The sequence below is a fragment of the Streptomyces netropsis genome (genome assembly GCF_014203545.1).
In the GTDB taxonomy this organism is placed as follows: domain Bacteria; phylum Actinomycetota; class Actinomycetes; order Streptomycetales; family Streptomycetaceae; genus Streptomyces; species Streptomyces netropsis.
Genome location: NZ_JACHJG010000008.1, coordinates 341,561 through 366,522, shown reverse-complemented (window position 1 = coordinate 366,522; position 24,962 = coordinate 341,561). Strand labels below are relative to the sequence as shown.

20 protein-coding genes, 1 pseudogene and 1 riboswitch are annotated in these 24,962 nt (G+C 71.9%); of the genes and pseudogenes, 10 read left to right on the top strand and 11 right to left on the bottom strand.

Annotated elements, in window-relative coordinates; genetic code table 11:
* Positions 1-119: 119 nt before the first annotated feature.
* The gene (locus FHS38_RS21130) at positions 120-1,220 is read right to left on the bottom strand and encodes a M4 family metallopeptidase (protein WP_184735620.1); all 1,101 of its coding nucleotides are present in this window, start codon (positions 1,218-1,220) and stop codon (positions 120-122) included.
* A 243-nt stretch (positions 1,221-1,463) separates the two neighbouring features.
* On the opposite strand from FHS38_RS21130, the gene FHS38_RS21125 reads away from it, so the two are divergent.
* Both FHS38_RS21125 and FHS38_RS21120 read left to right on the top strand, forming a co-directional pair.
* Positions 1,464-2,090 carry a tetratricopeptide repeat protein gene (locus tag FHS38_RS21125; RefSeq protein WP_184735618.1) on the top strand — a complete coding sequence of 209 codons (627 nt, stop codon included), beginning with the start codon at positions 1,464-1,466 and terminating at the stop codon, positions 2,088-2,090.
* Positions 2,091-2,133: 43 nt separating this feature from the next.
* Positions 2,134-3,219, top strand: coding sequence for a cation diffusion facilitator family transporter (locus FHS38_RS21120; protein WP_184735616.1), 1,086 nt, complete (start codon positions 2,134-2,136; stop codon positions 3,217-3,219).
* An 88-nt stretch (positions 3,220-3,307) separates the two neighbouring features.
* Here FHS38_RS21120 and FHS38_RS21115 read toward each other — a convergent pair whose 3' ends face one another.
* From FHS38_RS21115 to FHS38_RS21105, 3 genes are read right to left on the bottom strand one after another with little or no spacing between them, the layout of a single operon-like run.
* Positions 3,308-3,871: an LppP/LprE family lipoprotein gene (locus tag FHS38_RS21115; protein WP_184735614.1), complete on the bottom strand. Its 564-nt coding sequence runs from the start codon at positions 3,869-3,871 to the stop codon at positions 3,308-3,310.
* Positions 3,872-3,875: 4 nt separating this feature from the next.
* A complete protein-coding gene (locus tag FHS38_RS21110) occupies positions 3,876-8,099 on the bottom strand; it encodes a S1 family peptidase (RefSeq protein WP_184735612.1) in 4,224 nt (1,407 codons plus the stop codon).
* Positions 8,100-8,123: 24 nt separating this feature from the next.
* Complete coding sequence (locus FHS38_RS21105; RefSeq protein WP_184735611.1) at positions 8,124-8,507, bottom strand: CU044_2847 family protein; 384 nt, start codon at positions 8,505-8,507, stop codon at positions 8,124-8,126.
* A 225-nt stretch (positions 8,508-8,732) separates the two neighbouring features.
* On the opposite strand from FHS38_RS21105, the gene FHS38_RS21100 reads away from it, so the two are divergent.
* From FHS38_RS21100 to FHS38_RS21090, 3 genes are all read left to right on the top strand, one after another.
* On the top strand, positions 8,733-9,209 hold the full coding sequence (locus FHS38_RS21100) for a hypothetical protein (RefSeq protein ID WP_184735609.1): 477 nt from the start codon (positions 8,733-8,735) through the stop codon (positions 9,207-9,209).
* Between the two features lie 140 nt (positions 9,210-9,349).
* Positions 9,350-11,557, top strand: a complete 2,208-nt coding sequence (locus tag FHS38_RS21095; RefSeq protein ID WP_184735607.1) for a tetratricopeptide repeat protein — start codon at positions 9,350-9,352, stop codon at positions 11,555-11,557.
* A gap of 170 nt (positions 11,558-11,727) precedes the next feature.
* On the top strand, positions 11,728-12,414 hold the full coding sequence (locus tag FHS38_RS21090; protein WP_229822611.1) for a YoaK family protein: 687 nt from the start codon (positions 11,728-11,730) through the stop codon (positions 12,412-12,414).
* 32 nt (positions 12,415-12,446) lie between these two features.
* On the opposite strand, the gene FHS38_RS21085 is transcribed toward FHS38_RS21090, so the two are convergent.
* Positions 12,447-13,688, bottom strand: coding sequence for a lipase/acyltransferase domain-containing protein (locus FHS38_RS21085; protein WP_184735605.1), 1,242 nt, complete (start codon positions 13,686-13,688; stop codon positions 12,447-12,449).
* Between the two features lie 135 nt (positions 13,689-13,823).
* Between FHS38_RS21085 and FHS38_RS21080 the strand changes: the two genes are divergently transcribed.
* Both FHS38_RS21080 and FHS38_RS21075 read left to right on the top strand, forming a co-directional pair.
* The gene (locus tag FHS38_RS21080) at positions 13,824-14,615 is read left to right on the top strand and encodes an alpha/beta fold hydrolase (protein ID WP_184735603.1); all 792 of its coding nucleotides are present in this window, start codon (positions 13,824-13,826) and stop codon (positions 14,613-14,615) included.
* Between the two features lie 120 nt (positions 14,616-14,735).
* On the top strand, positions 14,736-15,101 hold the full coding sequence (locus tag FHS38_RS21075) for a VOC family protein (RefSeq protein WP_184735601.1): 366 nt from the start codon (positions 14,736-14,738) through the stop codon (positions 15,099-15,101).
* A 3-nt stretch (positions 15,102-15,104) separates the two neighbouring features.
* Here the strand turns inward: FHS38_RS21075 and FHS38_RS21070 are convergent, their stop codons facing one another.
* From FHS38_RS21070 to FHS38_RS21055, 4 genes are read right to left on the bottom strand one after another with little or no spacing between them, the layout of a single operon-like run.
* A complete protein-coding gene (locus FHS38_RS21070) occupies positions 15,105-15,776 on the bottom strand; it encodes a response regulator (RefSeq protein ID WP_184735599.1) in 672 nt (223 codons plus the stop codon).
* On the bottom strand, positions 15,773-17,071 hold the full coding sequence (locus tag FHS38_RS21065; RefSeq protein ID WP_184735597.1) for a sensor histidine kinase: 1,299 nt from the start codon (positions 17,069-17,071) through the stop codon (positions 15,773-15,775). The genes FHS38_RS21070 and FHS38_RS21065 overlap by 4 nt, the downstream gene beginning before the upstream one ends.
* A gap of 25 nt (positions 17,072-17,096) precedes the next feature.
* Entirely contained in the window at positions 17,097-18,263 is a 1,167-nt protein-coding gene (locus FHS38_RS21060) for an acyltransferase family protein (RefSeq protein ID WP_184735595.1), read from the bottom strand.
* Positions 18,256-19,224 (bottom strand): alpha/beta hydrolase, encoded by a 969-nt coding sequence (locus FHS38_RS21055; RefSeq protein ID WP_184735593.1) that lies wholly within the window; start codon positions 19,222-19,224, stop codon positions 18,256-18,258. Before FHS38_RS21055 ends, FHS38_RS21060 begins: the two co-directional genes overlap by 8 nt.
* Before the next feature lie 272 nt (positions 19,225-19,496).
* On the opposite strand from FHS38_RS21055, the gene FHS38_RS21050 reads away from it, so the two are divergent.
* Positions 19,497-19,664: a hypothetical protein gene (locus FHS38_RS21050; RefSeq protein WP_184735592.1), complete on the top strand. Its 168-nt coding sequence runs from the start codon at positions 19,497-19,499 to the stop codon at positions 19,662-19,664.
* Positions 19,665-19,823: 159 nt separating this feature from the next.
* On the top strand, positions 19,824-20,543 hold the full coding sequence (locus tag FHS38_RS21045) for a TetR/AcrR family transcriptional regulator (protein ID WP_184735590.1): 720 nt from the start codon (positions 19,824-19,826) through the stop codon (positions 20,541-20,543).
* 394 nt (positions 20,544-20,937) lie between these two features.
* Here the strand turns inward: FHS38_RS21045 and FHS38_RS36145 are convergent.
* Both FHS38_RS36145 and FHS38_RS21035 read right to left on the bottom strand, forming a co-directional pair.
* Positions 20,938-21,138 (bottom strand): annotated as a pseudogene (locus FHS38_RS36145) (cysteine synthase family protein); the annotation flags it as partial.
* Entirely contained in the window at positions 21,135-22,001 is an 867-nt protein-coding gene (locus FHS38_RS21035) for a GHMP family kinase ATP-binding protein (RefSeq protein WP_184735588.1), read from the bottom strand. The gene FHS38_RS21035 and the pseudogene FHS38_RS36145, both read right to left, overlap by 4 nt.
* A gap of 297 nt (positions 22,002-22,298) precedes the next feature.
* A riboswitch (cobalamin riboswitch) is annotated at positions 22,299-22,522 on the bottom strand.
* A gap of 219 nt (positions 22,523-22,741) precedes the next feature.
* Between FHS38_RS21035 and FHS38_RS21030 the strand changes: the two genes are divergently transcribed.
* Complete coding sequence (locus FHS38_RS21030; protein WP_184735586.1) at positions 22,742-24,958, top strand: MMPL family transporter; 2,217 nt, start codon at positions 22,742-22,744, stop codon at positions 24,956-24,958.
* Positions 24,959-24,962 lie beyond the last annotated feature (4 nt).

The window sequence follows — 24,962 nt, the reverse complement described above, 5'->3', positions numbered from 1 at the left end:
TCAACTCCGCCTACTAAGGAGTCGACCCCCACACACGCCGAAGGGCGGCAGCACCACACCGGTGCCGCCGCCCTCCGGCATACACAGACATCAGTGACCGTCCTCGTGGCACGAAGGGATCACTTGACGTTGACCGCGGTCCACGCGGCCCCCACCGCCCGGTACGGGGCGCTGTCCTGCCCGTAGAGATCGGCGGCGGCGGACAGCGTCGCCAGGCGGGCGCCGTGGTAGTCGATGTTCGACGTCATGCGTTCGCTGAGTGCCTTGTAGAGGATCTTCTCGGCGGCGGATCGTCCTATGCCGGTGACCGGGCGGCCGTCGTAGGTCGGGCTGTTGTAGGAGACGCCGTTGATCACCTTCTGCCCGCTGCCCTCGGCGAGCAGGTAGAAGAAGTGGTTCGCGGGGCCGGAGGCATGGTGCGGGTGTATCCGGCTGATGCCGGAGTACCAGTAGTCCTTGGAGGCGCCGTCTCTCGACGGCTTGTCCAGGTAACGCAGGGGAAGCCCGTCGCCCGAGAGGTCGATGTCTTCGCCGATGAGGTAGTCGCCGGGGTCGGCACGGTTGGCGGCGTGGAATTCCGCGGCCACGGCGAAGATGTCGCCGATCGCCTCGCCCAGCCCGGCGGTCTCCCCGAAGTAGCCGAGGTTGGCGGTCGCCGCGATGACGCCGTGGGTCATCTCGTGCGCACCGACGTCGACGCGTGTGAGGTGCCGGATCGTCGAGGTTCCGGTGCCGTAGGTCATGCAGGACGTGGCGAGGTTGTAGAAGGCGGATTCGGTGCCGTAGTGGACGCGGCTGCAACCGGCCCGCCCGTCGTTCCGCACGCCTTTCCGGCCGTGCGTGTCGAGGAAGTAGTCCCAGAACACGGAGTGGATGTAGTGGGCGGCCACGGCGTCCGCCTGTCGCTGGTGAGGGCCGTTGTCGCACCAGACGTTGTCGTCGTCGGTGACCAGGGTGCCGGTGCCCGTCGTGCTGCCGTTCATGTCGTAGGTCTTGTGGTTGCCCCGCTTGGGGTCGTTGAGCTCGTACCGCTTGGTGTCGGGGTTGTACGCGGTGTCCAGCTTGACGCCTCCCGCGCCGGTGGCACAGCCGAAGCCGACGGCTGCGTCACCGGCGGGCCGGGCGCCTGCGGGGCCGGTCTGGAGGCAGGAGGCGAAGATGACGGTCGCCGCGAACAGGCCGGCGGCGAGGGTGCGACGAGGAGAGCGGGAGAAGGCCATGTCGGCTCCTTGTGGCGTCGGATCCGGTGCGCTTGCGCATGTCCTTGCATGCGCGTCCGTCGTTCGGCCGGCGGCCTGGAGTGTAGGAAAACGCCCCTCACCGCGCCAGGCCCCGGTCGTGGATCCGTCCGTTCCCGCTCGGCTGCACCGGACGCCGCTCGCCGATCCACGAAGACCTGCCGGACAGGCCCGGGTTCACCGGACGGATCCGCATCGCGGTGGGCGTACCGCGGCTGGCGGACGGTGCAGGAGGCGGGGCTGGCCGCCGCCCGCGCCGCCGCGGACCGCCAGGGCGAAGCGGTCCTCCTGGTCGGACTGGGACGGCACCGCGCCACCCAGGAGGAATGGGGCCCGGCACGGTCCATGCTGGACTCCGCCCGGAGCATGTTCCGCTCCCTCCGGGACGACCACGGGGCCGCACACGCCGACTGGGTGCTGTCGTACCTCGACCGGCTGCAGGGCCGCCGCGACGACGCGCTCGTGCGCTGCCACCGCAACGCCACCGTCTTCGAGTCGGCCGGAGACCGGTACGGACAGGCCCACGCGCTGCGCGGCATCGGCCAGATCCTCCTGCAGGACGGCGCGCACGCACAGGCCCTGACCTTCCTCGAACGTGCTCTGTCCGTCGCGGAGGCGGGCGGCGCGGCCTGGCCCCGGATGTGCATGCTGCGCTGGGTCGCGGACGCTCAATTGACGCTCGGCCGCCACGACGAGGCACACCGGGGCTTCACGGAGATCCTGGACCACACCAGGGCCTCCGGCGACGTCGCGGGTCAGACCGCCGCGCATGTGGGGCTCGGCAAGGTCGCCCTCGCCCGCGGCGACGTGGTGCTTTTGCGAGGGAATCGCACCTGGTCACAGGGTGTATGATAGCTGTAGCCGCAATCGGATCGGTGTGCCAGTGTGGGATGTCATGGAGGGGCTTCGGCACACGCGCACCCACGACCACCACCACGACCGCGGCGGCTCCGGGCACCGGCACGAGGGGGAGCCGTCCCGCGCGTCCCGCCTACGGCACCGGCTCGCCCACCTGGCCACGCCGCACCGTCATGAGGCCGGCGACAAGGTCGACGCGGCGATGGAGACCTCCCGCGAGGGGATGCGCACCCTGTGGATCTCCCTGGCCGTCCTGGGGGTGACGACCGTCGTCCAGGCCGTGATCGTCGCCCTGTCGGGATCCGTGGCGCTGCTCGGCGACACGATCCACAACGCCGCCGACGCCCTGACCGCCGTCCCGCTGGGGATCGCGTTCGTGCTGGGGCGGCGTGCGGCGAACCGGCGCTACACCTACGGCTACGGCCGTGCCGAGGATCTGGCGGGCATCGTCATCGTGGCGACCATCGCGGCTTCCGCGGGCCTGGCCGCCTATGTGGCCGTGGACCGGCTGCTGAACCCCCGTGGCCTCACCCACCTCTGGGCGGTCTCCGCGGCCGCCCTCGTCGGGTTCGCCGGCAACGAGTGGGTCGCCCGCTACCGCATCCGCACCGGCCGGCGGATCGGCTCCGCCGCGCTGGTGGCCGACGGTCTGCACGCCCGGACCGACGGCTTCACCTCGCTGGCCGTCCTCCTGGGGGCCGGTGGTGCTGCGCTCGGCCGACAGACGGCCGATCCGATCGTCGGCCTGCTGATCACCGTCGCCATCCTGCTGGTCCTCAAGGACGCGGCCCGTGAGGTCTACCGGCGTCTGATGGACTCCGTCGACCCCGCCCTCGTCGACACCGCGGAGACCGCGCTGCGCGGTGTGGACGGTGTGCTGGACACCGGGCAGGTACGGATGCGGTGGATCGGTCACGCCCTGCGGGCCGAGGCCGACATCATCGTCGCGTCGCACCTGACCGTCGTCCAGGCACACGAGCTGGCCGTCGCGGCCGAACACGCCCTGATCCACGCGGTTCCCCGGCTGACCGCCGCGACGGTCCACACCGACCACCCTCCCACCGGCGGTGACCCGCACGCGGCCCTCGCCCACCACGGCAGCCGGCCAGGGGCACCGGCGTGAGGCCGGTCGGGCCGCGCGAGCGTGCCGCGCGCCCGTCCCGGGCACCTGCCGACACCGGCAGGTGGCCCGGCTCCCGGCGACGGCTGCCTCACCAACGGGGCTTCCCGTCCAGCTGGTTCCACTTCGTGCCGGGCGGAAGGGTGAAGTCTGCCTCGAGTGACGAGCCCTCCCATCTCCAGCGGACGTCCTTCGGCCGCCCGGACGGGCAGCACTGGGGGTCGCCTGTTGTGAACTGGGGGAAGCGCACGGTGACGGTCGTACCGTCCGAGGACCTGACCGATACCAGCTCCGTGGTCAGGTCACCGACCTTCCTGGAGCCGTGGAAGAAGTAGAGGACCTGACAGTCGGTCACGACGTGGGGGCAGCTGCCGGCCACGGCCCGCAGGGGGCCGGGCTGGTCGGCCGGGTCGTTGAACATGTCACTCACCCCCGCTTCCGCCATCAGCCGGCGGACCGTCCGGGCCTCGAAGTCGTCCGCCTCGCCGCTCGGCGAGGCGGAGGAGGGTGTGCGGGAGCCGGAAGGCGCCGATTCGGGGGATCCGGTCGGGGCGGAGGACGGGTGGGTGCGTACCCCGTCCGGGGACGGGGCGCACCCCGTGGCGGCGTACAGGGCGAGCAGCGTGAGAGCGGGGACCGCTCGGGGCAAGTTCATCGCTTCACCTCTGGTCGGGTGCCGGGCACAGCGTGCCTGCGTCACTCCCCTTCGGGAACGACCGGCGCTCGGCTCCGGTGGGCTCGCGGCCCACCAGAGCGCACAGATGCCTGATCCATCGCTCGGGACCGAAGGGCACGGACCGGACCTGCCTTCCGGATGTGATCAGAAGGGCCTCGCCGGATCGCGTGACCCCCATCCGCAGGTTCGTCGTCGCCTGCCGCAACTCCGGGCCCACCAGGTCGACTTGGGCCAGACGGCCGTCGGGGCCGAGAGCGCGGAGGCGTGCCCTGCGGTCGAAGGCCGCCAGATATCCGCCACTGAAGCCGATGAGCCGGTCGCTGTTGTCGGTGCCCGGGAGGAGCCCCGTCGTACCGCCGTCGGCGAACCGGTGCACCGCGGTCTGACCGTGGGAATCGATGAGGGCGAGGCGGTCGCCGTCCGGGCTGAAGACGGCGCTTTCCGCGGTCGTGCCGGCCGCTGTACCGAACGTTCTCGTCCGTTCCTGCCGGTCGAGGTCCCAGACGCCGACGTCGGAGGTGCCGTGCACGACCACGGCGAGCTGCCCGGTGCCGGGACGGGGAACCAGCTCCGCCTCCGGCCGGGCCCCACCCGCGCCCGCCCGCGAGGCCGTCACCGGCAGGGGCCGGCCGATGCTCCTGCCGTTGCCGACGTCCCACCGAGTGAGCATGCCGTCGTGCAACACCAGCAGGCGACCTGCCGAGTCCGCGCCGATGGCCGGTGGCCGCCCGCGCTCGTCCGCCGACCGGGACGGGGCGACGAGCCTCACTTCCCGCAGGGACGGGAGCGAGCGCAGCACGACGCCGTCGGTGCGGCTCTGGGCCAGGAACGTCCCCACGAAGGCGAGGTGTGCCTCGCGCGGCGCCGACTCGGTGGCGACCTGCCGACCGGTACCGAGGTCGTACAGCCGAAGCCGGGACTCCTTGTCGACCAGCGCGGCGTAGCGGCCGTCACCCCGCAACACGAGGCTCGACGCCGACCCGTCGAGGCCCACCGGAATCAGCCGGTCGTCTGCACCGAGCGAGACGAGGGTGTTGGCGGTGGTGGTGACGACCATGCCGTTGCGCGGTCCGCCGAGTGGCAGCGGCAGCCGGTCCTGCGCGGACATCAGCCCGTACTCGGCCACCTTCTCGTAGGTGTCGTCGCGTCCGTCCGCGAGGGCTGCGGAAGCGGGCCGTACGCTCACGGCTGCCTGGGTTCCGAGGACCGCGGCGTGGGAACCGTCACCGAGCTCGAGCATCTGGGTCCCCTCAAGGCTGCAGGGGGCGAGTTCGGATGCGTACCCCGGGGTGCGGTGACGCCCGGAGACGAGGTCGGTGAGCTGCCACGTCCCCACGTTGTCGGCGAATTCGCAGGCGAGGGCCTGCTCTCCCGACGAGGACATGACCCGGTCGTTCATGTCGTCGGCCGGTGTGAGAGCAGTGCTGTGGACAGGGCGGGGCGGGCGGCCCGACCAGACGGTCACCTCATTGGCGCCGGCTCCGGAGGCGCGCGAGGCGGTGGCCCTCCCCTCGGTGAGCACGCGTTCTCCGGTCCCCGGCCAGACGCGGGAGAACTTTTCCTGTCCCGCGGCGTCGGGCAAGATGAGCGCCGGAGCCCCGTCCGCCCGGCGCAGGTCCCAGACGACGGCGCCCAGCCCCCCGGCCGCCATGCCCACCAACCGTCGGCCTGATGCGTCGAACGCCAGACTGACGATGCTGCGCCCCGCACCCTCCTGGACCGGGGGAACCGGGAGCGCGCGGACCCGCCGATGCGTTCCCGCGTCCCACAGGGCGACCTCGCCGCCGGGCACGGCGGTGGCCAGGTGACTCTCGTCCTTCGACACGGCGAAGGCACGGGCGCGTCCGTCCACGAGCACCCGGGCGCTCTCCCCGCTCCCCGGGCGCCAGGTCAGGACGCGCCCCTCGCTGGTCCTCGCGGCGACGAGCCGTCCGCGCGAGCCCGTGGTGTAGGTCATCTCCTCCCCGTCCGGAGAGGGGAGGAGAGCCCGGTGGTGCCGGGTGCGGAAGAACTGCAGCAGCAGACTCTCCCAGGCCTCGGGAGTCGCCTCCGTCCGGTAGGCGGCCACGGCGGCCAGCCCCGCGGCATCGGGTGCGGTCGCACCGTCCTTCGCCCGTGCGGCAAGTTGCTTGGACGCGCTGGCCCTGCGGGCATCGGCAGCCTGACGGCCTCTCACATCGACCACGACGACCGCGGCGACGAGCGCCAGGACCAGGCAGACGGCAAGGGCGACACCGCATGTCCGTAGCAGCACGCGGCGGCGCCTGGCACGACGACCGGCCAGTATGTAGGAGCGTTCCGGCTCGGTCAGGTCCGGTTTCCGCTCGTCGAGCCACCGCAGAGCGGCTTGCAGGGACCGTCGGGTGAGCAGCGCGCCGCGTTCGCGACCGCCGCGCTCCCAGAGGGCGATATGGCCTCTCAGCTCCTCCTGCCACACCCGGAACGTCCTGTCCTCGGCGACCCAGCCGGCCAGCCGGGGCCAGGCGCCGATCAGCGCGTCATGGGCGAGACTCGCGGTCCAGCGGCCTTGCGGATCCTTGTCCGAGACGAGGAGGCGGGCCGTCGAGAGCCGGTCGGCCACGGATTGGCGCCGTGCTGTGAGGTCGTCCAGCGCCACCGCCCGTCCCGTGTGCCGACCGGAGGCGTCCGGTCTCACCAATTGGGTGAACAACCACCGTGCGTCCTCCTGCTCGGCGGGTTCCAGACCGTCGCACCAGACGCGTTCCGCGTCATGGGCGAGCGCCCCGGTGACGCCGCCGAAGCCCTCGTAGACCCGGTGCGTCATGAGGCCGGCGCTGCGCTGCTCCCACAGCAGGCTCAACGTGAACTGCACCAGCGGCAAGGGCTCGACCGCCGAGCTCACCTCGTCGAGGATGCGGCTGACCAGCCCTGCCTCGAAACCGATGCCCCACCAGCGCTCGATCGGCCCCTCGATGACCCGTCGCAGGTCCTCGCGGGACAGCCGGTGCAGCAGCAGCGGGTGTTCGGTGACCATCCGGCTCAGGAGGGGGTGGCGCAGCGCGGCGTCGAAGAAGTCCGCGCGGAGGGCGACCACCAGGCGCAGTACCGCCGGACGCGCCGAGGGCCCGCCGACAGCCAGTGACAGGAGCTGTTCGAGGACGCGGTCGTCCTCCTCGGTGGAGGCGATGACGAGCTCTTCGAACTGGTCGACGATCAGGACCAGTTCCCGTTGGCGTGATTCCGCGGCGCCGACGACGATGCCGGGCAGCCTGCCCCGGGCGATGTCCTCCTCGAGGGAACTCACCAGTCGGTGGTCGGGCGCGCCGTTGGGGGAGGGCGGTGCCAGCAGTCCTGCCAGGGAACGGGCCAGGGCCGCGCCGACCGTCGTTCCCGCCCGGGGCCGGAGCACCGCCCACGGAGTGTCCGAGCGCGCGAGCCGCGGCACCAGCCCCGCGTGCAGGAGCGAGGTCTTCCCGCTGCCCGATCCCCCCACCACCGGGACCACCCGGTGGGACCTCGTCAACGCGTGCAGACGGTCGACGTCCCGTTCCCGGCCGTGGAAGACATCGGCGTCCTCCGGCCGGAACGCCTCGAGCCCGCGATAGGGACTGGGCGGATCGACGGCGGAACGCAGGTCCGGCCAGGCGTCGAGGAGGGCCGACGTGGGGAGGGCGTACCCGGTGCGGCGTTCGGCGCGTGTCTCGACGGCGACGACCATGCCGACGACCGCTTCGAGCCGCACGTCGTGGACCGGCGCGCCGCTGAACCCGCGCGCCACGGGGAATCCCGCCGTGCGGGTGTCCTCCAACTGGATCCACCCGCCCGCCTGTCGGGCGAGCAGCCTGCCGCGGCTCCACACGCCCATGGACCTGCCCTCGGGCAGCCCGAAGGTCAGGTAGGGGTGGTCCCACAACTCCGTCACGGGGCTGAGACGCACGGCCCGTACGGACGGGGGCAGGGGACTCAGCACCCGCAGTCCCGCCACGTCCCCCGACTCGTCGTCGGCCACCGGATGCCAGGTGACGACTTCGGCGAGGACGGGCTCGCCCGGTGCCACGAGAGGGAAGACCAAGGTGAGACGGTGCCCGACCCAGGAGGCGGGGTGCGGATGGACCACCGTTTCCAACACATGCGCACAGGTGATCACTTCGCGCGGACCGACGAGGAAGGCGAGACCGGAGGAAGAGCCCCCGGCTTCGACCACGGCGATGGCCCGTTCGATGGCGTTGCCCGCTTGCTCACGCATCCGCGACGCCGGATCGCCGGGTCGTCAGTTTTCCGGCTGCCGGCCGTCGAAGCCCTGGCCGTCCGGCCCGGCGGGCGGTTCGGCGGGCGCCGCCTCCCGGCGCCAGGTCAGGGAGACCTGAAGATGCCCGTCAGCGCCGGTCTTCGCGATGACCGCCCCTGCTTCGGCATTGAGACGGACACCGAAGTCGATCCGCACCTCGTCCGGCCGCGCCTCCATGTTCCGGAAGCCGTTCAGGGCGGCGTCGGCCGCTCTTCGTACGTGATCGAGCGCGGTCTCGAACGACTCCGTGGTGGAGGTGATCAGATTCCCCACACGCGAGGCTCTGGCTATCCCCGGCTCGTCCGCGTCGACCTCCACCATGATCGAGCCGTGGTCGGCCAAGTCGAAACGCAGTAGGTCGGACATGTCCCCCCCAGTGGTGGAACACCGGGTATCAGCCTTCTCCCGTACCCAATGAGTCCCCCTCGCTCTACCTGCCGACCACGATAGGCCTGTCCCCTGAACGGTGGAAGTCCGATGCCCGCATCTACGGGTGCGTGACACGGCCGCGCCGATACGCTCGTTTCCAAGGACCGAGTCGCCTTGCGGGGAGACAGCGGGGGGACAGCAGGGGACAACGGGGGAGGGGACATGTTGGATCAGTCGTTGATCGCGTTGGCCTCGGCGGCCGGGGCAGCGGTGGCCTCGGCGGCGGGGACGGACGCCTGGACGGCGTTCCGCGAGCGGGTGGTCGGTGTCTTCCACCGTGGCGGCACGCCGGGGAGCGGGGTGGTCGCCGGGCGTCTCGACCGGACGGCCGCCGAACTCGAAGGCGCCGACCCCCGGGAGGCCGAGCGGTTGCGCGTCCTTCTGGGGGCGTCCTGGCAGACCCGGTTCGAGGACCTGCTGGAGGACCTGGGCGACGCGGAACGCGCCGACGTGGCCGGTCGGCTGCGCGACCTGGTGGCGTCGGCCGGGCGGGCGGCGAACGCCGCCTCGGCGGGGGACGGCGGGCTCGCCGTCGGCGGGAACGTGGACATCCGGGCCGCACACGGATCGGCGGCCGCCGGGGTGATGGGAGACGTCACGCTGGGAAACCCTCCGCAGCCGGGCCCGGAACAGGGCTGACCGCACCCGGCGCGAACACGGCCCCGAACGTCCCCGCAGCCACCTCGATCACCGCCCGGGACCACAGCATCGCGGCCCTGACCATCGGTCGCCTCGACTACCACGCCCCGCCACGGGCGCCGATCGTCTGGCCGCGATCGGTGGGGATCATCCCCCGTCAGGCGGACTGCTTCCAGCACCGGGACGCCGCCGACGCCCTGAGCGGGACGGTCGCCACGGGCGGCGCCGAGGTGCTGTGCCACGTCCTCTCCGGGACCGGCGGAGTCGGCAAGACCCAGCTCGCCGCCCACCACGCCCGCACCACCTGGGAGACCGGGACCGCGGACCTGCTGGTCTGGGTCACCGCGACCGACAGAGCCGCGATCCTGAGCGCCTATGCCGAGGCCGCCGTCGCGGTGACCGGCACCGACGACGACCGGCGCCTGTGCACCGACGACCCCGAGCGCGCCGCCGCCCGCTTTCTGAACTGGGCACAGTCCACCGACCGCCGATGGCTGATCGTGCTGGACGACGTGGCCGACCCCCTGGATCTGAGCGGCCTCGGCGGCCGGCTCGCGCTGTGGCCCCCCGCGAACCCACAGGGCCGGACGGTGGTCACCACCCGACGCCGCGACGCCGCGCTGCCCGGCCACCGCATCGACGTCGGCCTGTTCACCCCCACCGAGGCCGTCGCCTACCTCACCGCGAAGCTCGCCGCCCAGGACCGCCAGGACCACCCCGAAGACATCACGGCGCTCGCCCGTGACCTCGGCCGTCTGCCGCTCGCACTGGCCCAGGCGGCCACCTACCTGGTCGACCTCCACCTGAGCTGCGCCGACTACCGCACCCGGCTGGCCGACCGGTCCCGGTCCCTACCGGACCTGGTTCCCGAGGACAGCGGTCTGCCCGACGCCCACCGCGCCACCGTGGCCGCCACCTGGGCCCTGTCCGTCGAGCACGCCGACCGGCTCCGCCCACGCGGCCTGGCACGCCCCATGCTGCACCTGATCGCCCTGCTCGACCCCAACGGCATCCCCACCACCGTATTGACCTCGCCGCCGGCCCTGGCCTACCTCGCCGCGCGACGCACCCCCGCCCAGGGCGGACACCGGCCGGGGCACCACATCGGCACGGAGGACGCGGCGGACGCCCTGCGGTGCCTGCACCGGCTCAGCCTGGCCGACCACACCCCCGGCACACCTCACCAGGCGGTGCGCGTCCACGCCCTCGTCCAACGCGCCACCCGCGAGAGCTTGCCGGATGCCGCATGCGACGCACTGGCACGCACCTGCGCCGACGCCCTGGACGTCGCCTGGCCCGACACCGAACGCGACACCGCCCTCGCCCGGGCCCTGCGCGCCAACGCCGCCGCCCTCACGTCCCACGCCCCCAGCGCGCTGTGGGAGCCCCAGGCGCACACGGTGCTCTTCCGCGCCGGAGACAGCCTCGGTCACGCCGGCCTCGTCACCGCCGCCGTCACCCACTTCCAGGACCTCCACGCCACCGCCCGCCGGCACCGGGGCCCGGACCACGCCGAAGCCTTCCGGGCCCGGCGGCGTCTGGCCTGGTGGCGGGGCATGGCCGGGGACGCGGCGGGTGCCGCCCGCGCGTACCGGGAGCTGTCGGTCGACGAACTGCGGCTGCTGGGCCCCGACCACGCCGACACCCTGGACACCCGGCACGCTCTGGCCTGGTGGCGGGGCATGGCGGGCGACGCCGCCGGTGCCGCCACCGGCTTCGAGGAACTGCTGACCGATTACCTACGACTGCTGGGCCCCGACCACCTCCACTGTCTGGTCACACGCGGCAACCTGATCCACTGGCGGGGCGAAGCGGGCGACGCCGCCGGTGCCGCCACCGCCTTCGACGACCTGTTGGCCGACCACCTACGGGTGTTGGGCCCCGACCACCCCGACACCCTGAACGTGCGTCATGGCCGGGCATGGTGGCGGGGGACGGCAGGAGACGCGGCCGGTGCCGCCACCGGCTTCGAGGAACTGCTGGCCGACTACCTACGGGTCCTGGGCCCCGACCATCCCACCGTCCTGACCGCCCGCTCGGACCTCGCCCACTGGCGGGCCGAAGCGGGCGACGCCGCCCATGCCGCAGCCGCGTACCGGGCACTGCTCGCCGACAGCCTTCGGGTGCTGGGCCCCGACCACCCCAACACCCTCCACGCCCGCCGTGGCCTGGCCCGGTGTCAGGGAACGGCCGGTGACGCCGCCGGTGCGGCCGTCGTCATCGAGGAGCTGATGGCCGACTACCTGAGAGTGCTGGGACCCGACCACGCCGAAACCGCCAATGCCCGCGCCGACCTGGCCCGATGGCGGGCGGAGGCCGACCGCACGCACGACGGCGGCACCGCATGACGACCCCGCTCGGACAACTGCACCGCTCGCTGAACGATCGCACCGGCGTGCGTCGGTGTCTCCCGACGCGGATCGCGACGCCGGCCGGGGTGACGCTGAGGTGATTCCTGCCCCGGCGGAGGTACGCTCGCCCGGCTCGTGCCGTACCGGGACCCTGCCGAGGAGACCGTATGAACCGTATGAGAGGCGTGCTGCGCCGCGCTGCCGACGGCCTCTTCCCCGGTGGCACCAACGAACACGGCCTCCTGCCGGCCCTGCTCGTCCTGCTGACGTTCGTCACCGGCGTGGTGGACGCCGTCAGCTACCTCGGCCTGAACCACGTCTTCGTCGCCAACATGACCGGCAACGTCGTCTTCCTCGGCTTCGCCCTGGTGGGCGGTGCGAACCTGTCGGCCTGGGCGTCGCTGCTGGCTCTCGGCACGTTCATGGCCGGGGCGTGGTCGGTCGGCCGGCTCGCCCGGCGTGTTCCGCGTGCCGGGCGGCTGTTCGTCCTCGTCACCGCCGCTCACACGGTCCTCGTCGTGGCCGCCCTGCCGGTGGCCCTGTTGGCCGGCCAGAGGTCGACCGCCGCGCAAGCGGTGCTCATCGCGCTCCTCGGCTGCGGCATGGGCTTGCAGAACGCCGTCGTCCGCAGGCTCGCGGTACCCGATCTGACGACCACCGTGCTCACCCTCACCGTCACGGGCCTCGCCGCCGACGCGCCCGGGCCGGCCACCGTACGCCGTGTCGTCTCCTTCGCCGCGATGTTCACCGGAGCCCTGTGCGGCGCTGCCCTCTATCTCGGCGCCGGCACGGTGGCGGCGCTGGTCCCGGTGCTGCTCCTGCTGACCGCCGTCACGGCAGCCGCCCGCAGCTGAGGACACCGGGGGCCGGGGGCGGCCCCCGGGTGTCAGGGCGAACGCCTGAGGTGGGTGACCAGCCGGTCGAGCACGTTCCGGTGGCTCGCCAGGGACAAGTGGTCCACGCCCGGGTTGTCGGTGAGGCTGAAGTCGTGGCAAGGCATCGCCCGCCAGGCGAGCACCGCCTCGTTGGTGATGTCCTCCTGGTTGCCGTCGCCGTCGCGGGTCAGGAACCGGTCTCCGCCCAGGATCTGTCCGGAAGTCAGGTCCGCCAGCCGTGCTCCGACGACGGTCGGGAGACCGGAGCCCTTCTCGGCGTACACGTCGACGTCGGGGAACGATCCGGCCTCGGCGAATTCGACGAAGCCGATGTAGTGGTCGGCGATCTCCTTGGCCACCGGCAGCTTCGCGTCGGTGAACAGCTTCGCGTAGTCCCTCGGCGTGTAGGAGACGCCGGTCGACGTGTCCTGGACGACGACCTCGCGATCACCGAAGATCTCGGGGTCGGCGGCACTCATGTACGTCGACGGGGCGCTCGCGTGCATGCGTGCGCTGCTCGCGGCGTTCTCCCCGGTCGTCGGATAGCTGAAGTCCCGGGTGTTGAGCCCGGTGAAGGGCAGCGAGTAGGTCAGCCCCTGCCCGGGGAGGTTTCCCGCGATCGGGGTGAACCCCTGGATGTACTTGTCCCGCCAGGCGCGTGTGGTGTGCGTGAGCAGGTATTGCGCGTAGACGGGCCCGTTCGAGTGGCCCACGAGATGTACACGGCGGTTGCCGTTGTCCCGGTAGGTGGTCTCGACGAGCTGCCGGGTCCGTTCGAGGAAGCCGCCGATGTCCGGGGTGAGCCGGCTGTCGTATCCGGCGACCCGGATGTCGGTGTTCCGTCGGTAACCCTCGGCCTCGAGCCGGCGGTAGAGCGGCTCGTAGAATGGCGCGCTGCCGGTCTTGCCGTAGTCGATGATCCGGACGTCGACCCCGGCCGGGTTCGAGAAGCGCGAGGACATCGGCTTCGACGGATGCGCGTCGTACCGAAGGGTGAGCAGCCGGTCCTGGCAGACCTGGTCGAACCCGGTGCTCGGGTGGTCGTTGCCGTACCAGTCCTCGAAACTGCCCGATCGGGGACACTCCGGCGCCCCGGTCTGCTGGTCGACGGTCACCTTGAGCTTGGTGAGGTGGAACGCGGGAAAGAGCACGACCGGGGCTCTGTCCGGCGGTGACGCGTCGGCGGTGCCCGGTGCCGCGACCAGCACGACGAGCGCTGCCACCACACCCCGAAGCCAGGACTTGCTGAACATCCGTGACCACCCCCGTCACTTGAGACTCTCGTTCACCTTAGCCATGTCCCCGTGCCACCGTGGGTGTTTCGCCGCGAAACACCCGGCACAGGCCGGGGATACTCGTCGCAGCAGCCCGCGTCGAAAGGACAGGTCGTGCCGCACGCCAAGAGCGCTGACGGGATCCGCATCGCCTACCAATCCCACGGTGACGGCACCCCCGTCGTTCTGCTGGCGGGTCAGGCGAACTCCCACCACTGGTGGGATCGCGTCCGTGCCGACTTCCACGTCGCCCACCGGACCATCACCTTCGACTACCGGGGCACCGGCGAGAGCGACAAACCCGACGAGCCCTACAGCACCGAAGGCTTCGCGCGGGACGTGATCGCGGTGCTCGACGATCTGGGAGTCGACCGGGCGCACGTCTACGGCACCTCCATGGGCGGACGAGTCGCCCAGTGGCTCGCCGCCCGCCACCCGCGGCGGATCCGCGCCCTGATACTCGGCTGCACGTCACCCGGTGGCCCGCACGGCATCGAACGCGGCGAGGAGGTGCGCAGGTCCCTGGCCCGGCCCGGGCCCGAGGCCCGTCAGGCCCTGCTCGAGCTGATGTACACCCCGGCATGGCTGGCCACCCACCCCGGCCCCTACGCCACCCTCGGCGACCCCTCCATGCCGCCGCACGCCCGACGCCGGCATCTGGCCGCAAGTCACCAGCACGACGCGTGGGACGCACTGCCCGACATCTGCGCACCCACACTGGTGGTGCACGGGAGCGACGACCTTCTCAACCCCACCGCGAACGCCGCCCGGCTCGCGAGCCGCATCCCGGGCGCCCGCCTGGAGCTGATCCCCGGTGCCCGGCATGCCTACTTCGAGGAGTTCCGCGCCACCGCGGGGCCACTCGTGCTGGACTTTCTCGACGCGTACGACCGCGGCACCGCGTGAACCGTCCGGTCGGCCTTCCCCAACCGGCCTCGGTCGGCACGTCATCGCGGTGCCCGACACCACCAACTGCCGCCGGATATCGGGGAGACAGGCACGCGGATGCCGTGCAAGGGTGAGGGCATGCTTGATCACATCGCGATCCAGGTACAGGACGTCGCCGCCAGCGCGAGCTTCTACGACGCTGCCCTCGCGCCCCTCGGTGGCAAGCGGACCAAGGAGTTCGGCGCATTCGTCAGTTTCGGAACGACCGGCCACTCCCTCTGGCTCGTCCCCGCCACCGAGGACGGACCGGCCCGTGAGGTGCATCTCGCCTTCGCCGCGGCCGATCGCGCGGCGGTCGACGCGTTCCACGCCGCCGCCGTCTCCGCCGGAGCCGAGTCCCTGCACGCCCCGCAGCTTTGGCCCCGGTACCACGCGTCCTACTACGGAGCCTTCGTCCGCGATCCCGACGGCAACAACGTCGAAGCCGTCTGCCACACGCCGTAGCGCTCAATACCCGGCCGGGCGCACCAGCCCCGTCTCGTAGGCGAAGACGGCCGCCTGGGTACGGTCGCGCAGGCCCAGCTTGAGCAGGATCCGGCTGACATGCGTCTTCACGGTCTGCTCCGCCACCACCAGCCGCTTGGCGATCTCCGCGTTCGACAGGCCCTGCGCGATCAGGGACAGGACCTCCGTCTCGCGTTCCGTCAGGTCGCCGACGCGCTCCTTGAGCGGGGCGCGGGGAGCGCCGCTCATCCGGGAGAACTCGGCGATGAGACGCTTGGTGATGTTCGGGGCGAGCAGGGCGTCGCCGTCCGCCACCACCCGTACCGCCTGGGCGAGTTCGGCGGCGGAGGCGTCCTTCAGAAGGAACCCGGACGCGCCCGCGCGCAGCGCCTCGTACACGTACTCGTCGAGGTCGAAGGTGGTCAGGACGAGGACCTTCACGGTGGCGCCGGCCGGTTCGGTGATGAGGCGCGTCGCCTCGATGCCGCCGAGCCCGGGCATCCGTATGTCCATCAGGACGACGTCCGGATCCAGTTCGGCGACTTTGGCCACGGCGTCGAGACCGTCCACGGCCTGCCCGACGACCTCGATGCCGGGCTCGGCATTGAGCAGCACTGTGAAGCCCTGGCGGACCATCATCTGGTCGTCGGCGATCAGCACGCGGATGGTCGTCATGGGGTGTCCTCAGCAGGGTCGGTGGGTGCGGCAGGGGGCTGCGCGGGCAGGAGAGCGGTCACTTCCCAGCCGCCGTCCGGGGTGGGGCCGGTGGCCAGTTCGCCGCCCAGCATGGCAGTGCGCTCGCGCATGCCGAGCAGGCCGTGGCCCGCGCCCGGCGAGGCCGGTGCGGGCCGGTCCGGCGCGGTGTTGGTGATCCGCACGGTGACCCCGGCGGGGCGGTACCCGATCTCCACCCGCACCTCGGCTCCGGGCGCGTGCCGTATCGCGTTGCTGAGCGCCTCCTGCACGATGCGGAACGCCGACAGCTCGACGCCCGGCGACAGCGGAAGCGGCTCTCCGCTGGTGCGGCGGGTGACCGTGAGCCCGGCGCCGCGTACGTTGCCGAACAGGTCGTCCAGCCGGTCCAGGGTGGGCTGCGGGGCGTGTCGCACGGTCCCCGAGAGCGGGTCCTCGGAGCGCAGCACACCGAGCACCTGCCGCAGTTCGGTGAGTGCCTCGACGGCGTTCTCGCGGATGCCCGCGAGATTCTCCTTCAGTTCCTCGGACGGGTTCTCGACCAGGTGCGGGGCGACCTGCGCCTGGATGGAGATGACCGACATGTGGTGCGCGACGACGTCGTGCAGCTCACGGGCGATCCGGTTGCGTTCCTCCAGGAGGGTGCGCCGGGCCCGCTCCTCCGCGGTGAGCTCCTCCTGCTCGACCAGGCGCGTACGGGCCACCGCGCGGCCGCGCAGCGCGGCGCCGATCGCCGTCGCGGCGACGAAGACCGGGATGGCCACGTCGGCGTTCTGGTAGTAGCTCGTCTGTGGGGCGTGCATCAGGCAGACCAGCCCCGACAGTGAACTGATCACCAGTACCGTGACCGAGGCCCGGAGGCGGACCCGCAACGCCACCAGGAACAACACCCCGGCCTGCACACCGAGCCCGCCGGCGGTCCACGGGAAAGGAGTGGGAAATCTGCTGTCGGTCAGGGACCGGGCGGCCACGAACGTGACGAGCGTCGTGGCCCACCAGGCCGGGATCGGCCGGTACATCGCGACGACGAGGGCCACCGACTGGACGCCGGCGAGAAGAAGGCCGAAGTCCGTACCCAACTGGTAGTCGAAGGCGTAGTCGTTCGTGTTGAGGATCATCAGCATGCCCGCCGCCAGCACCAAGGGCACGGCGAGCGCGGGCCGCCATTCCAGCCAGCCCGGCCGTCGCGGGTGGGACAGCGGGTCGGGGGCCGCCGTCCACAGGTCCTCGCGCAGGGCGCGCGCCGCCGCCCGTATGCCCTTCGGCCACTTCGTCATGTTCTCCCCCTGTACAAGATCCACTTTAGGCACCGCGCACCACCGTCTCCCGCGCGGGGCGCCCTTCGCGCACGACCCGGCTGTCTCTTCGCGGCCGCCCTTGCTCGTAGGTACGGAACGCCGCCCAGCACACCAGCAGCGCCACCGCGAACACCGGCAGCCAGGCGAGCCGGGCGAAGACCCAGCCGGTCCCGTCGGGGACGGTGTGCAGGCCGGGCAGGGCGCTGCCGGTGAGCAGACCGAGGGCGGTGACCGCGATCATCGCGGTCTGGTGCCACAGGAAGACCGTCATCGCGGAGAGGTTCGCCAGCGCCACGGCCGCCCACACCGCCGGCCGCCGCAACACCCGGCGCAGCGGGCCGAGCAGCAGCAGGGCCGCCCCGCTCTGGGCGAGGCCGAAGGTGACGGCGGCGAGGGTGGGCGGGTTGAGGTTGGAGATCCGGGCGCCGGGCACGCCGACCATCGAAGCCGGGTAACCGGCGAAGAGGACGAGACCGCAGGTCGTTGCCGCACCGCCGACGAGCAGCCACCGACCGGTCGCGGGCCGCCGCGGCAGCCCGCGCCGTGCCCAGAGCGCCCCCAGGCAGTACGGGACCATCCAGCCTGCCGCCACGTTGAACCAGCCGAGCGGTTCGGGACCGTCGAAGCCGAACCGGAACACGTCGACGGCCAGCACGACGGCCAGGGGCCACAACGGGTGAAGCCGGGCGGTTACGGGGGTCGTCGCCGTCAGCACCGCGAAGACCAACAGGAACCAGAGGGGCGACACGACCAGTTTGCAGAGGGCGTGCACGGTCCCGAAACCGGCCCCCGACGTCAGCATGGTGCCCGCCACCACCGCCCACAGCGTCAGTACGGCGGCGACCGGCCTGAACAGCCGGCCCATCCGCGCGCCGATCCACTGCCGGTACGTCGCCCCCCGGGCGCGGGCGCGGGCATGACTCCGGGCCCCTACGTACCCGCCCACCAGGAAGAAGACGGCGAGCGTCTGGAACACCCAGGAGACGGGGGTGAGGTGGGGAATGTAGTGCAGGGGGCTGATGCCGCGTACCGTCCCGCTGTCGGAGACCAGGGCGGTCACCAGCCAGTGACCGAGCACCACGCCGAGGATGGCCAGGGCACGCAGGGCGTCGACGCCGCGGTCGCGGTCGGGCGGGGTGGCGGCCTCGATCCGCCGGACGAGATCACGCATGACGGCCCTCCACGGAACGTGTCTGTCCGGAGACGATCCGGGCGATGTTCTTCAGGGGGACGGAACCGGGCTTCAGATAGTCGCTGTGGCCGCCGGTCCCCGCGTCGAAGGTGCGGGCACCGAATTCCTTCGTGACCGGGTCGGTTCCGAAGCCGACGGTGACGAAGGGCAGTCGGAGCCGGGCATGGGGCACGGCGGCGATCCAGTCGTCGGAGCCCCGGCCCGCCCAGACGGTGGCCCGGCTGTGCAGTCGGCCGACGTGGTCCGTGCCGGTGCCGGGGCTGCCGTACAGGACGATGTCGTCGACCCGCAGGCCCGACGCGCCGCGGGCACAGACGACCGAACCGTAGGAGTGGCAGAGCAGCGAAGTCCGGGCCGTGGGCTTCGCCGCACGCAACTCGACGATGAAGCGCCGAAGGTGAGGGACCGCCTCGTCGGCCCGCCCCGGCGTCATCGCCTCGGGACTCACCGTGCCCGGTGTCTCGTAGCCGAGCCAGGCGATGACGGCGGACCCGTCGCCCAACTGCTGCCGCAGCGCGACGGCGCCGGCCCGCAAGCGCCCGTACGTGTCGAGGTTGGTGTCCGAGCCCGGTACCAGCACGGCTATCCGCTCGGCCCGGGACAGGTCGCCGAGGACCTCGGTGGTGCGGCCGCCGTCGCGGCCGTCGAAGGAGAGGAAGTGACGCGTCGGTTCCGTCATGGCGCGCAGCACCGCGGCCCGTTTCCGGTCGCCGTGGTCCGCGGCCATCCGCTCGGCCGCCCGGATGCCGTCGCGGTTGACGGCGTACCGCTCGTCGAGTGCGGCGGGCGTCGCGGCCGTCATCGGGGCGAGGAGGGCCGGGGCGGGGGCCGGGACGGCCGCGGGGCGGGCCGCCCCCGCCACCGGCACCGCCACCGAGGCGGCGACGAGCACGGCGAGCAGGGTGCGGCGCGGGCGGCTGCCGCGCGGGCGGAACGCCATGGAGTGGGTCCTTCCGTACCGGATGTCCTGTGTGTTTCCGGTACCGAAGTTATGGATCGCGCCGAGTGGTCGGCGTCCCGCCGGGGAGTGCACCTTCGGCGTAGCTCTGGAGTACTACGGGTAGGGGTGCGGCGCCCGGCCGGCTCCTGGGGCGTCCGGCCGTCGGCGTGGGAACGGGGAGACGCCGGACGGCTGTTCGGCTACGCGACCTTCGGCGCGGCGCGCATGCCGATGCAGCAGCAGCCGGTGCCGTCGGGGACGTCGATCTCGCGGTGCCGCATCGCCGGACGGTCTGGGCGGCCGGCGCGCGGGTTCCGTCCGGCGCCGTACTGCCGTCGTGGCGCATCCACGCCAACCGGGCCACGTCGGCGGCGGTGGCGCAGATCCTGCCGTACGGACCCGCCGAGCGGGGCATGAGATCCCACGCCGGCGCCGCCTGAGGATCCTGCCCCGGGCTCGCCCGGGTTCCGTCCGATACGCGCACTGTGCGCAGCAAGGAACGGTGTGCGCAAGGGTTCCATGGGGCTGGCGTACGCATAATGCGCACGCTGTGCGCTAGGGTCGGCGGGGAGCGGGACCGACAGGGAAGAGGAAGCCGTATGTCAGCCGATGAGCAGCCGATCGCTTCGGTGTGGACCCGTCCGCGCCGTCAGCGGGAGCAGCTGAGCCGGGAGCAGATCGTCTCCGAGGCCGTGGCACTGCTGGACGCCGAGGGGCTCGAGGCCCTGAGCATGCGGCGCCTGGGCACCCGGCTGGGCGCCGGGGCCACGTCGCTCTACCGGCACGTGGCCAACAAGGACGAGCTGATCGAGCTGGTCGTGGACGAGGTGTACGGCGAGCTCGAGGTGCCGGCCGCCGATGAAGCGGCGGGCTGGCGTTCGGCCGCGGGCCGCAGCGGTGCCAGTCTGCGGTCGATGGCCCTGCGGCACCCCTGGGTCGCCTCCGTGCTTGGGCAGGTCGGCCTCGCCCATCTGGGGCCGAACGTGATGCGGATGTCGGAGCGCATGCTCGCCGTCTTCAAGTCCGCGGGCTTCGCCCCGGACGAGGCCGACCAGGCCATGAGCACGCTCATCGCGTACGTCATCGGGATGGCGACCAGCGAGGCCGCGTATCTGTCACTGATCGCCCGCAGCGGCAAGAGCGAGCAGGAGTTCGTGAAGAGCCTGCGGACCTCGCAGGAGCGCCTGCGGTTGCCGGAGGGGCAGGCCGTGCAGCACGGCAAGGACCCGCGGCAGATCCGTGAGGACAACTTCGACTACGGGCTCCAGCGCGTCCTCGACGGTCTGGAGGCCCGACTCCGCAGCACGAACGGCCAGTGACCCCTGTCGGTAAGGCGTTCCGGTCGGGCGCGGGAGGTTCCCCGCATTGTTCCCTTCCCAACGCAAGCCGCCACGAACGGAATTGAGGATCCAGGGACACCGCCCGCCCCTGCGCGGAAGGATCGCCGTATGAGTCCTGATGCGGCATCTGCCTCCGGCAGCGAAGAGGGCGTGGGCGAACCCGACGGCGCGCACCGTCGCGGCCGGGCCGCGCTGAAGACCGACGCGCGGTCCGCCGTGCCCGATGTCTGCGCCGCGCTGGGGGTCACCGCGACCGTGTTCCTGTTCCTGTTCGCGCGCATGCGGTCGGGGGAGTCCCCGATCACCAGGTGGAGTTGGCCGGGGAACCGGCGCGCCTCCCAGGAGGCGGCGAGGTAGGCGGCGCCCGTGGGCAGGCCGGCGCCTGGGCGTAGATTCCGCTGGAGCTGTCGACCAGGGTCTGCCCGGGCCGGACCGTGCCCCGGTCGAGCAATCGGCGCACCGCGGCGAGCGCGGAGTAGATCTTCATCGATTCGAAGCGAGCCAGGACCATGCCGTCGGACAGTCTGATCAGGTGCGGGGACTTGAGAGCGTCGGCGATATGGGTGTGTATCACCCGTAGCCTCCTTGGGCGAATGAGCACTGGTGGCCGAGCGTGTGGAAGAAGCCGGACAGTTCGTCCTTGAGGGTGAGAGAGGGGCGGCGGGCGAAGAGGTAGCCGACGAGACAGCCGGTGTGCGCGACGAACACACCGTCCGCCCCGAACTCCTCGCGGTGTGCCAGCACGGTCTCGAACGTGGCTTTGGGCAGTACCTCCTGGGAAAGACCGGCGCTGGCCGTCGCCGAACGGGCGACGGCCGCCGGATCGGCTGCCGAGAACCCCTTGAGAAGATCGGTCAGACAGCGTTCGTAGTCCGTCGACCGCCGCCGGTAGTGCCGCAGCAGCAACGGGGTCACCGCGGCGGTGTCGACGGCACCGGCCTCCGTGATGAACACGGTGTGGAAGCCGATGGAGGTTCCCATGCGGCGGACGACGCGGTGCCGGTCGCTGAGATACAGCGCGAACTCGTCGAGGAAGACACTGTCCGCGCGTTCGATCGCGGACAGTACCTCGATCACCACCCGCAGGTCGTACGGCAGAGAGAAGATCCGGAACAGACAGCGCAGCGTCGCCACGATGTCGGCGGTGGAACTGGCCATGCCCACACCGACACGGAGGTCGGAATGGGCACTCCACCGGCCCGGCGGCAAGGCCAGGCCGTAATGCTCCAGGAACAGCCCGGCGGCCCTCGCCGTCTTCTCACCGGTCGGGACGGGGCCCGGGGGGCCGGCACCCCGGGTGAAATGCACCCAGGAATGCCGGTCGACGGGGAAGGAGACGAGCGCGATGCGCTGCTCGCCCTCGTGCCTGAGCGGCCCCTGGAACAGCTCCCCGAGGGTGCCGTGGCACACCCCCGAGCAGGTCCGCTCACCCCGCACACACGGCACTCGGAGCGTGGGCCGCCCGCTGACGACGGCCTGATCGGTCTGCGACGCCTCGTCGGCCGCAGCACTGGAGGACGAGGTCGCCGCACACCCTTGCCCGGATGACGTCACCGAAGCGGTCCAAGGGGAGGGCGGCGAGGGCCATCGGTCACCGGATACTCCTTCGCGCGTCGCCGAGATCTCGGGACCGCTGAGGGCACACGAAGGAACGGCGGACGCCGCCCGGCAAGAGCGCGGTGCCCGCCTGTACCGCCGGCCCACCCTCGAGGCCACCGTGATCAGCGCGTGCGGGCCGCACGCGCGCAGTGGGCAGGTTTCGGACTCGTGGGCCCACGAGGTCTCACGCGACCTCGCGCCTACTGGCCGTCGCTTCCCGGGGCCGGCTTCCCGGCCCGGTGCCGATGGCGACGTTCGTTCCCACTCACCGCTGCGGGGCAGTCCCGGACTCCCACCGGGTTCCCTCTTACGACGCGGCTGCCAGGCGGACAGCGCGAACCGACTGCGCCCCAGACTAAAGCGGCGGACGCGCGTGCGACAGGGGGCTGACGGCGGCCCCACCGGGGTTGCGGGGAAGACGACTTGGGGTGGGGGGTGGGTGACTTCGGCGCCCACCGGGCCGCTCTTCCGCATCCGCTGAGGCGATCGGCATCCCCTCGTGTCCACCGACCGGTGGACACGAGGTTCAACCGGTCGAGGCTGACGGCAGCGGCACCCCGGCGACCAGCATGTACGCCATGACGACTTTCCCTGTACGTATGGCCCGTTGGAGTGCCGGGCACCCGTGGCGCGCGACAGCCGGCTGGTTCCTCTTCGTCGTGCTGTGTCTCGGCGCCGGGATCTCGGCCGGCAGCAATGCGGCCACCAGCGAGGACTTCCGCGTCGGTGAAGCGGGTCGGGCGGAGGCCATGGCGGCCGGGGGCGGTCTGGAGCAGCGGCCCCTGGAGCGGGTACTGATCTCCGCGAAGCCCGGCACGGGCACGCTCGACCGGGCCGCGGCAGAAGCCGCCGCCCGGGACGTCACCGCCCGGATGCGGAAACTCCCCGAAGTCGGCTCCGTGGCCACGCCCGTGCGTTCCGCCGACGGCAAGGCGGTCCGGGTCGACGTGACCATGAAGGGCCCCGAGCTCGACGGAAAGAAGCACGTCGACCCCCTGCGGGCGCAGACCGCCGCGGTGCAGGCCGCGCACCCCGGACTGCGCGTGGAGGAGACCGGAAGCCCCTCCATCAGCAAGGGCGTCGAGAAACTGCGGGGAGACGACCTCTCCCGCACGGAGATCATCGCGCTGCCCGTCACACTGATCACCCTGCTGTTCGTCTTCCGCTCCGTGGCGATGGCCACCGTGCCGCTGCTGCTGGCGCTCTCCTCGATCGCCGCCGCCATCGGCCTGTCGATGCTGGCCTCGCACGCCTTCCCCGACGCAGGCGTCGGCACCAACGTCATCCTGCTGATCGGTCTGGCCGTCGGCGTCGACTACACCCTCTTCTACCTCAAGCGCGAACGGGAGGAACGAGCCCGGGCGGGCGGCCGGCTCAGCCCGCAGGCCGTGGTGGAACTCGCCGCGGCGACGTCCGGACGGGCCGTCGTGCTCTCCGGGCTCGCCGTCGCCGTCTCCAGCGCGACGCTGTATCTCGTGGACGACGTCATCTTCTCCTCGATCGCCACGGGTGCGATCGTCGTCACCCTGGTCGCCGTGGTCAGCTCGCTCACCGTGCTCCCCGCGCTGCTGGCCACCCTCGGCGAACGGGCGGAGCGCCGCGCACTCCGCAAGGCCGCCCGCGCGGCCGGGAGCGGGACCGCACAGCCGGCGCCGCCCCAGCAGCCGAAGACCGGCGCCGGTCGGATCACCGGGGCCGTACTGCGCGCCACGAGCAGGCACCCGGCCGCCACACTGACGGTCGCCGTCCTCGCGACACTCGCCCTGGCCATCCCGCTGCTGGGCCTCAACCTGACCGACATGGGCCGCGAGACCCACTCCCGTTCCATCCCCGCCATGCAGGCGTACGACCGGCTGAACCACGCCTTCCCGGAACTGAAGTCCATGCACCAAGTCGTCGTACGCGCCGAGCCCGCCCTCGCCGACGAAGTGACCGACGCGCTGCGCGAACTCGCCCGCCGCGCCGAAGCCGACCCGGCCCTCGCCGGCACGGCGCACCTGCGCACCTCACCCGACCGGCGCGTCAGCCTGCTGGAACTGCCCGTACCGCACTACGTGAGCTCCGACGCGGCGCAGGCGTCCCTCGAGCGCCTCCGCGGGACATACGTCCCGGCCACCGTCGGCGACGTGCCCGGCGCCCACAGCGCGGTGACCGGGGACGTCGCCCGCTACGCCGACTATCCCGAGCACCAGAAGCAGAAGCTGCCACTGATCATCGGATCCCTGCTCCTGGTGACCTTCGCCATGACGGTGTGGGCGTTCCGCTCCGTGGTCCTCGGCCTCGTCGGCGTGGCACTGAACCTGCTCTCGGCCGCCGCCTCGCTCGGTCTGCTGGTGCTGGTCTTCCAGGGCGATCGGGCCGAGAGCCTGCTCGACTTCACCTCCACCGGATCGATCGGCTCCCGGGTACCGCTGTTCCTGTTCGTGATCCTCTTCGGCCTGTCGATGGACTATCAGGTCTTCGTCATCAGCCGGATCAGGGAAGCCGTGCTCCGCGGTGTGCCGACCCGGCAGGCCGTACTCGAGGGCATCGGCAGCTCGGCGAGTGTGGTGACCAGCGCCGCCTTCGTGATGGTGACGGTGTTCGCCAGCTTCGTACCGCTGCACTTCATGGAGATGAAGCAGATCGGGTTCAGCCTGGCGGTGGCTGTACTGATCGACGCCTTCGTCATCCGGATCGTGATCCTGCCCGCGCTCATGCTGCTGCTCGGCGACAGGTGCTGGTGGCCGTCGCGGAACGGCCGAGGAGCACAGAACACCGTCCCGGCCGACCGGCCCTTCCAAAACGTAGGCTAACCGG

What these genes read in the sequence shown, in the direction of transcription:
- FHS38_RS21060 (WP_184735595.1), bottom strand. Translation starts at nt 18,263, where the DNA reads ATGCGTGATCTCGTCCGGCGGATCGAGGCCGCCACCCCGCCCGACCGC.
- FHS38_RS21045 (WP_184735590.1), top strand. Translation starts at nt 19,824, where the DNA reads ATGTCAGCCGATGAGCAGCCGATCGCTTCGGTGTGGACCCGTCCGCGC.
- FHS38_RS21090 (WP_229822611.1), top strand. Translation starts at nt 11,728, where the DNA reads ATGAACCGTATGAGAGGCGTGCTGCGCCGCGCTGCCGACGGCCTCTTC.
- FHS38_RS21120 (WP_184735616.1), top strand. Translation starts at nt 2,134, where the DNA reads ATGGAGGGGCTTCGGCACACGCGCACCCACGACCACCACCACGACCGC.
- FHS38_RS21065 (WP_184735597.1), bottom strand. Translation starts at nt 17,071, where the DNA reads ATGACGAAGTGGCCGAAGGGCATACGGGCGGCGGCGCGCGCCCTGCGC.
- FHS38_RS21105 (WP_184735611.1), bottom strand. Translation starts at nt 8,507, where the DNA reads ATGTCCGACCTACTGCGTTTCGACTTGGCCGACCACGGCTCGATCATG.
- FHS38_RS21075 (WP_184735601.1), top strand. Translation starts at nt 14,736, where the DNA reads ATGCTTGATCACATCGCGATCCAGGTACAGGACGTCGCCGCCAGCGCG.
- FHS38_RS21085 (WP_184735605.1), bottom strand. Translation starts at nt 13,688, where the DNA reads ATGTTCAGCAAGTCCTGGCTTCGGGGTGTGGTGGCAGCGCTCGTCGTG.
- FHS38_RS21110 (WP_184735612.1), bottom strand. Translation starts at nt 8,099, where the DNA reads ATGCGTGAGCAAGCGGGCAACGCCATCGAACGGGCCATCGCCGTGGTC.
- FHS38_RS21055 (WP_184735593.1), bottom strand. Translation starts at nt 19,224, where the DNA reads ATGGCGTTCCGCCCGCGCGGCAGCCGCCCGCGCCGCACCCTGCTCGCC.
- FHS38_RS21115 (WP_184735614.1), bottom strand. Translation starts at nt 3,871, where the DNA reads ATGAACTTGCCCCGAGCGGTCCCCGCTCTCACGCTGCTCGCCCTGTAC.
- FHS38_RS21130 (WP_184735620.1), bottom strand. Translation starts at nt 1,220, where the DNA reads ATGGCCTTCTCCCGCTCTCCTCGTCGCACCCTCGCCGCCGGCCTGTTC.
- FHS38_RS21070 (WP_184735599.1), bottom strand. Translation starts at nt 15,776, where the DNA reads ATGACGACCATCCGCGTGCTGATCGCCGACGACCAGATGATGGTCCGC.
- FHS38_RS21100 (WP_184735609.1), top strand. Translation starts at nt 8,733, where the DNA reads ATGTTGGATCAGTCGTTGATCGCGTTGGCCTCGGCGGCCGGGGCAGCG.
- FHS38_RS21030 (WP_184735586.1), top strand. Translation starts at nt 22,742, where the DNA reads ATGACGACTTTCCCTGTACGTATGGCCCGTTGGAGTGCCGGGCACCCG.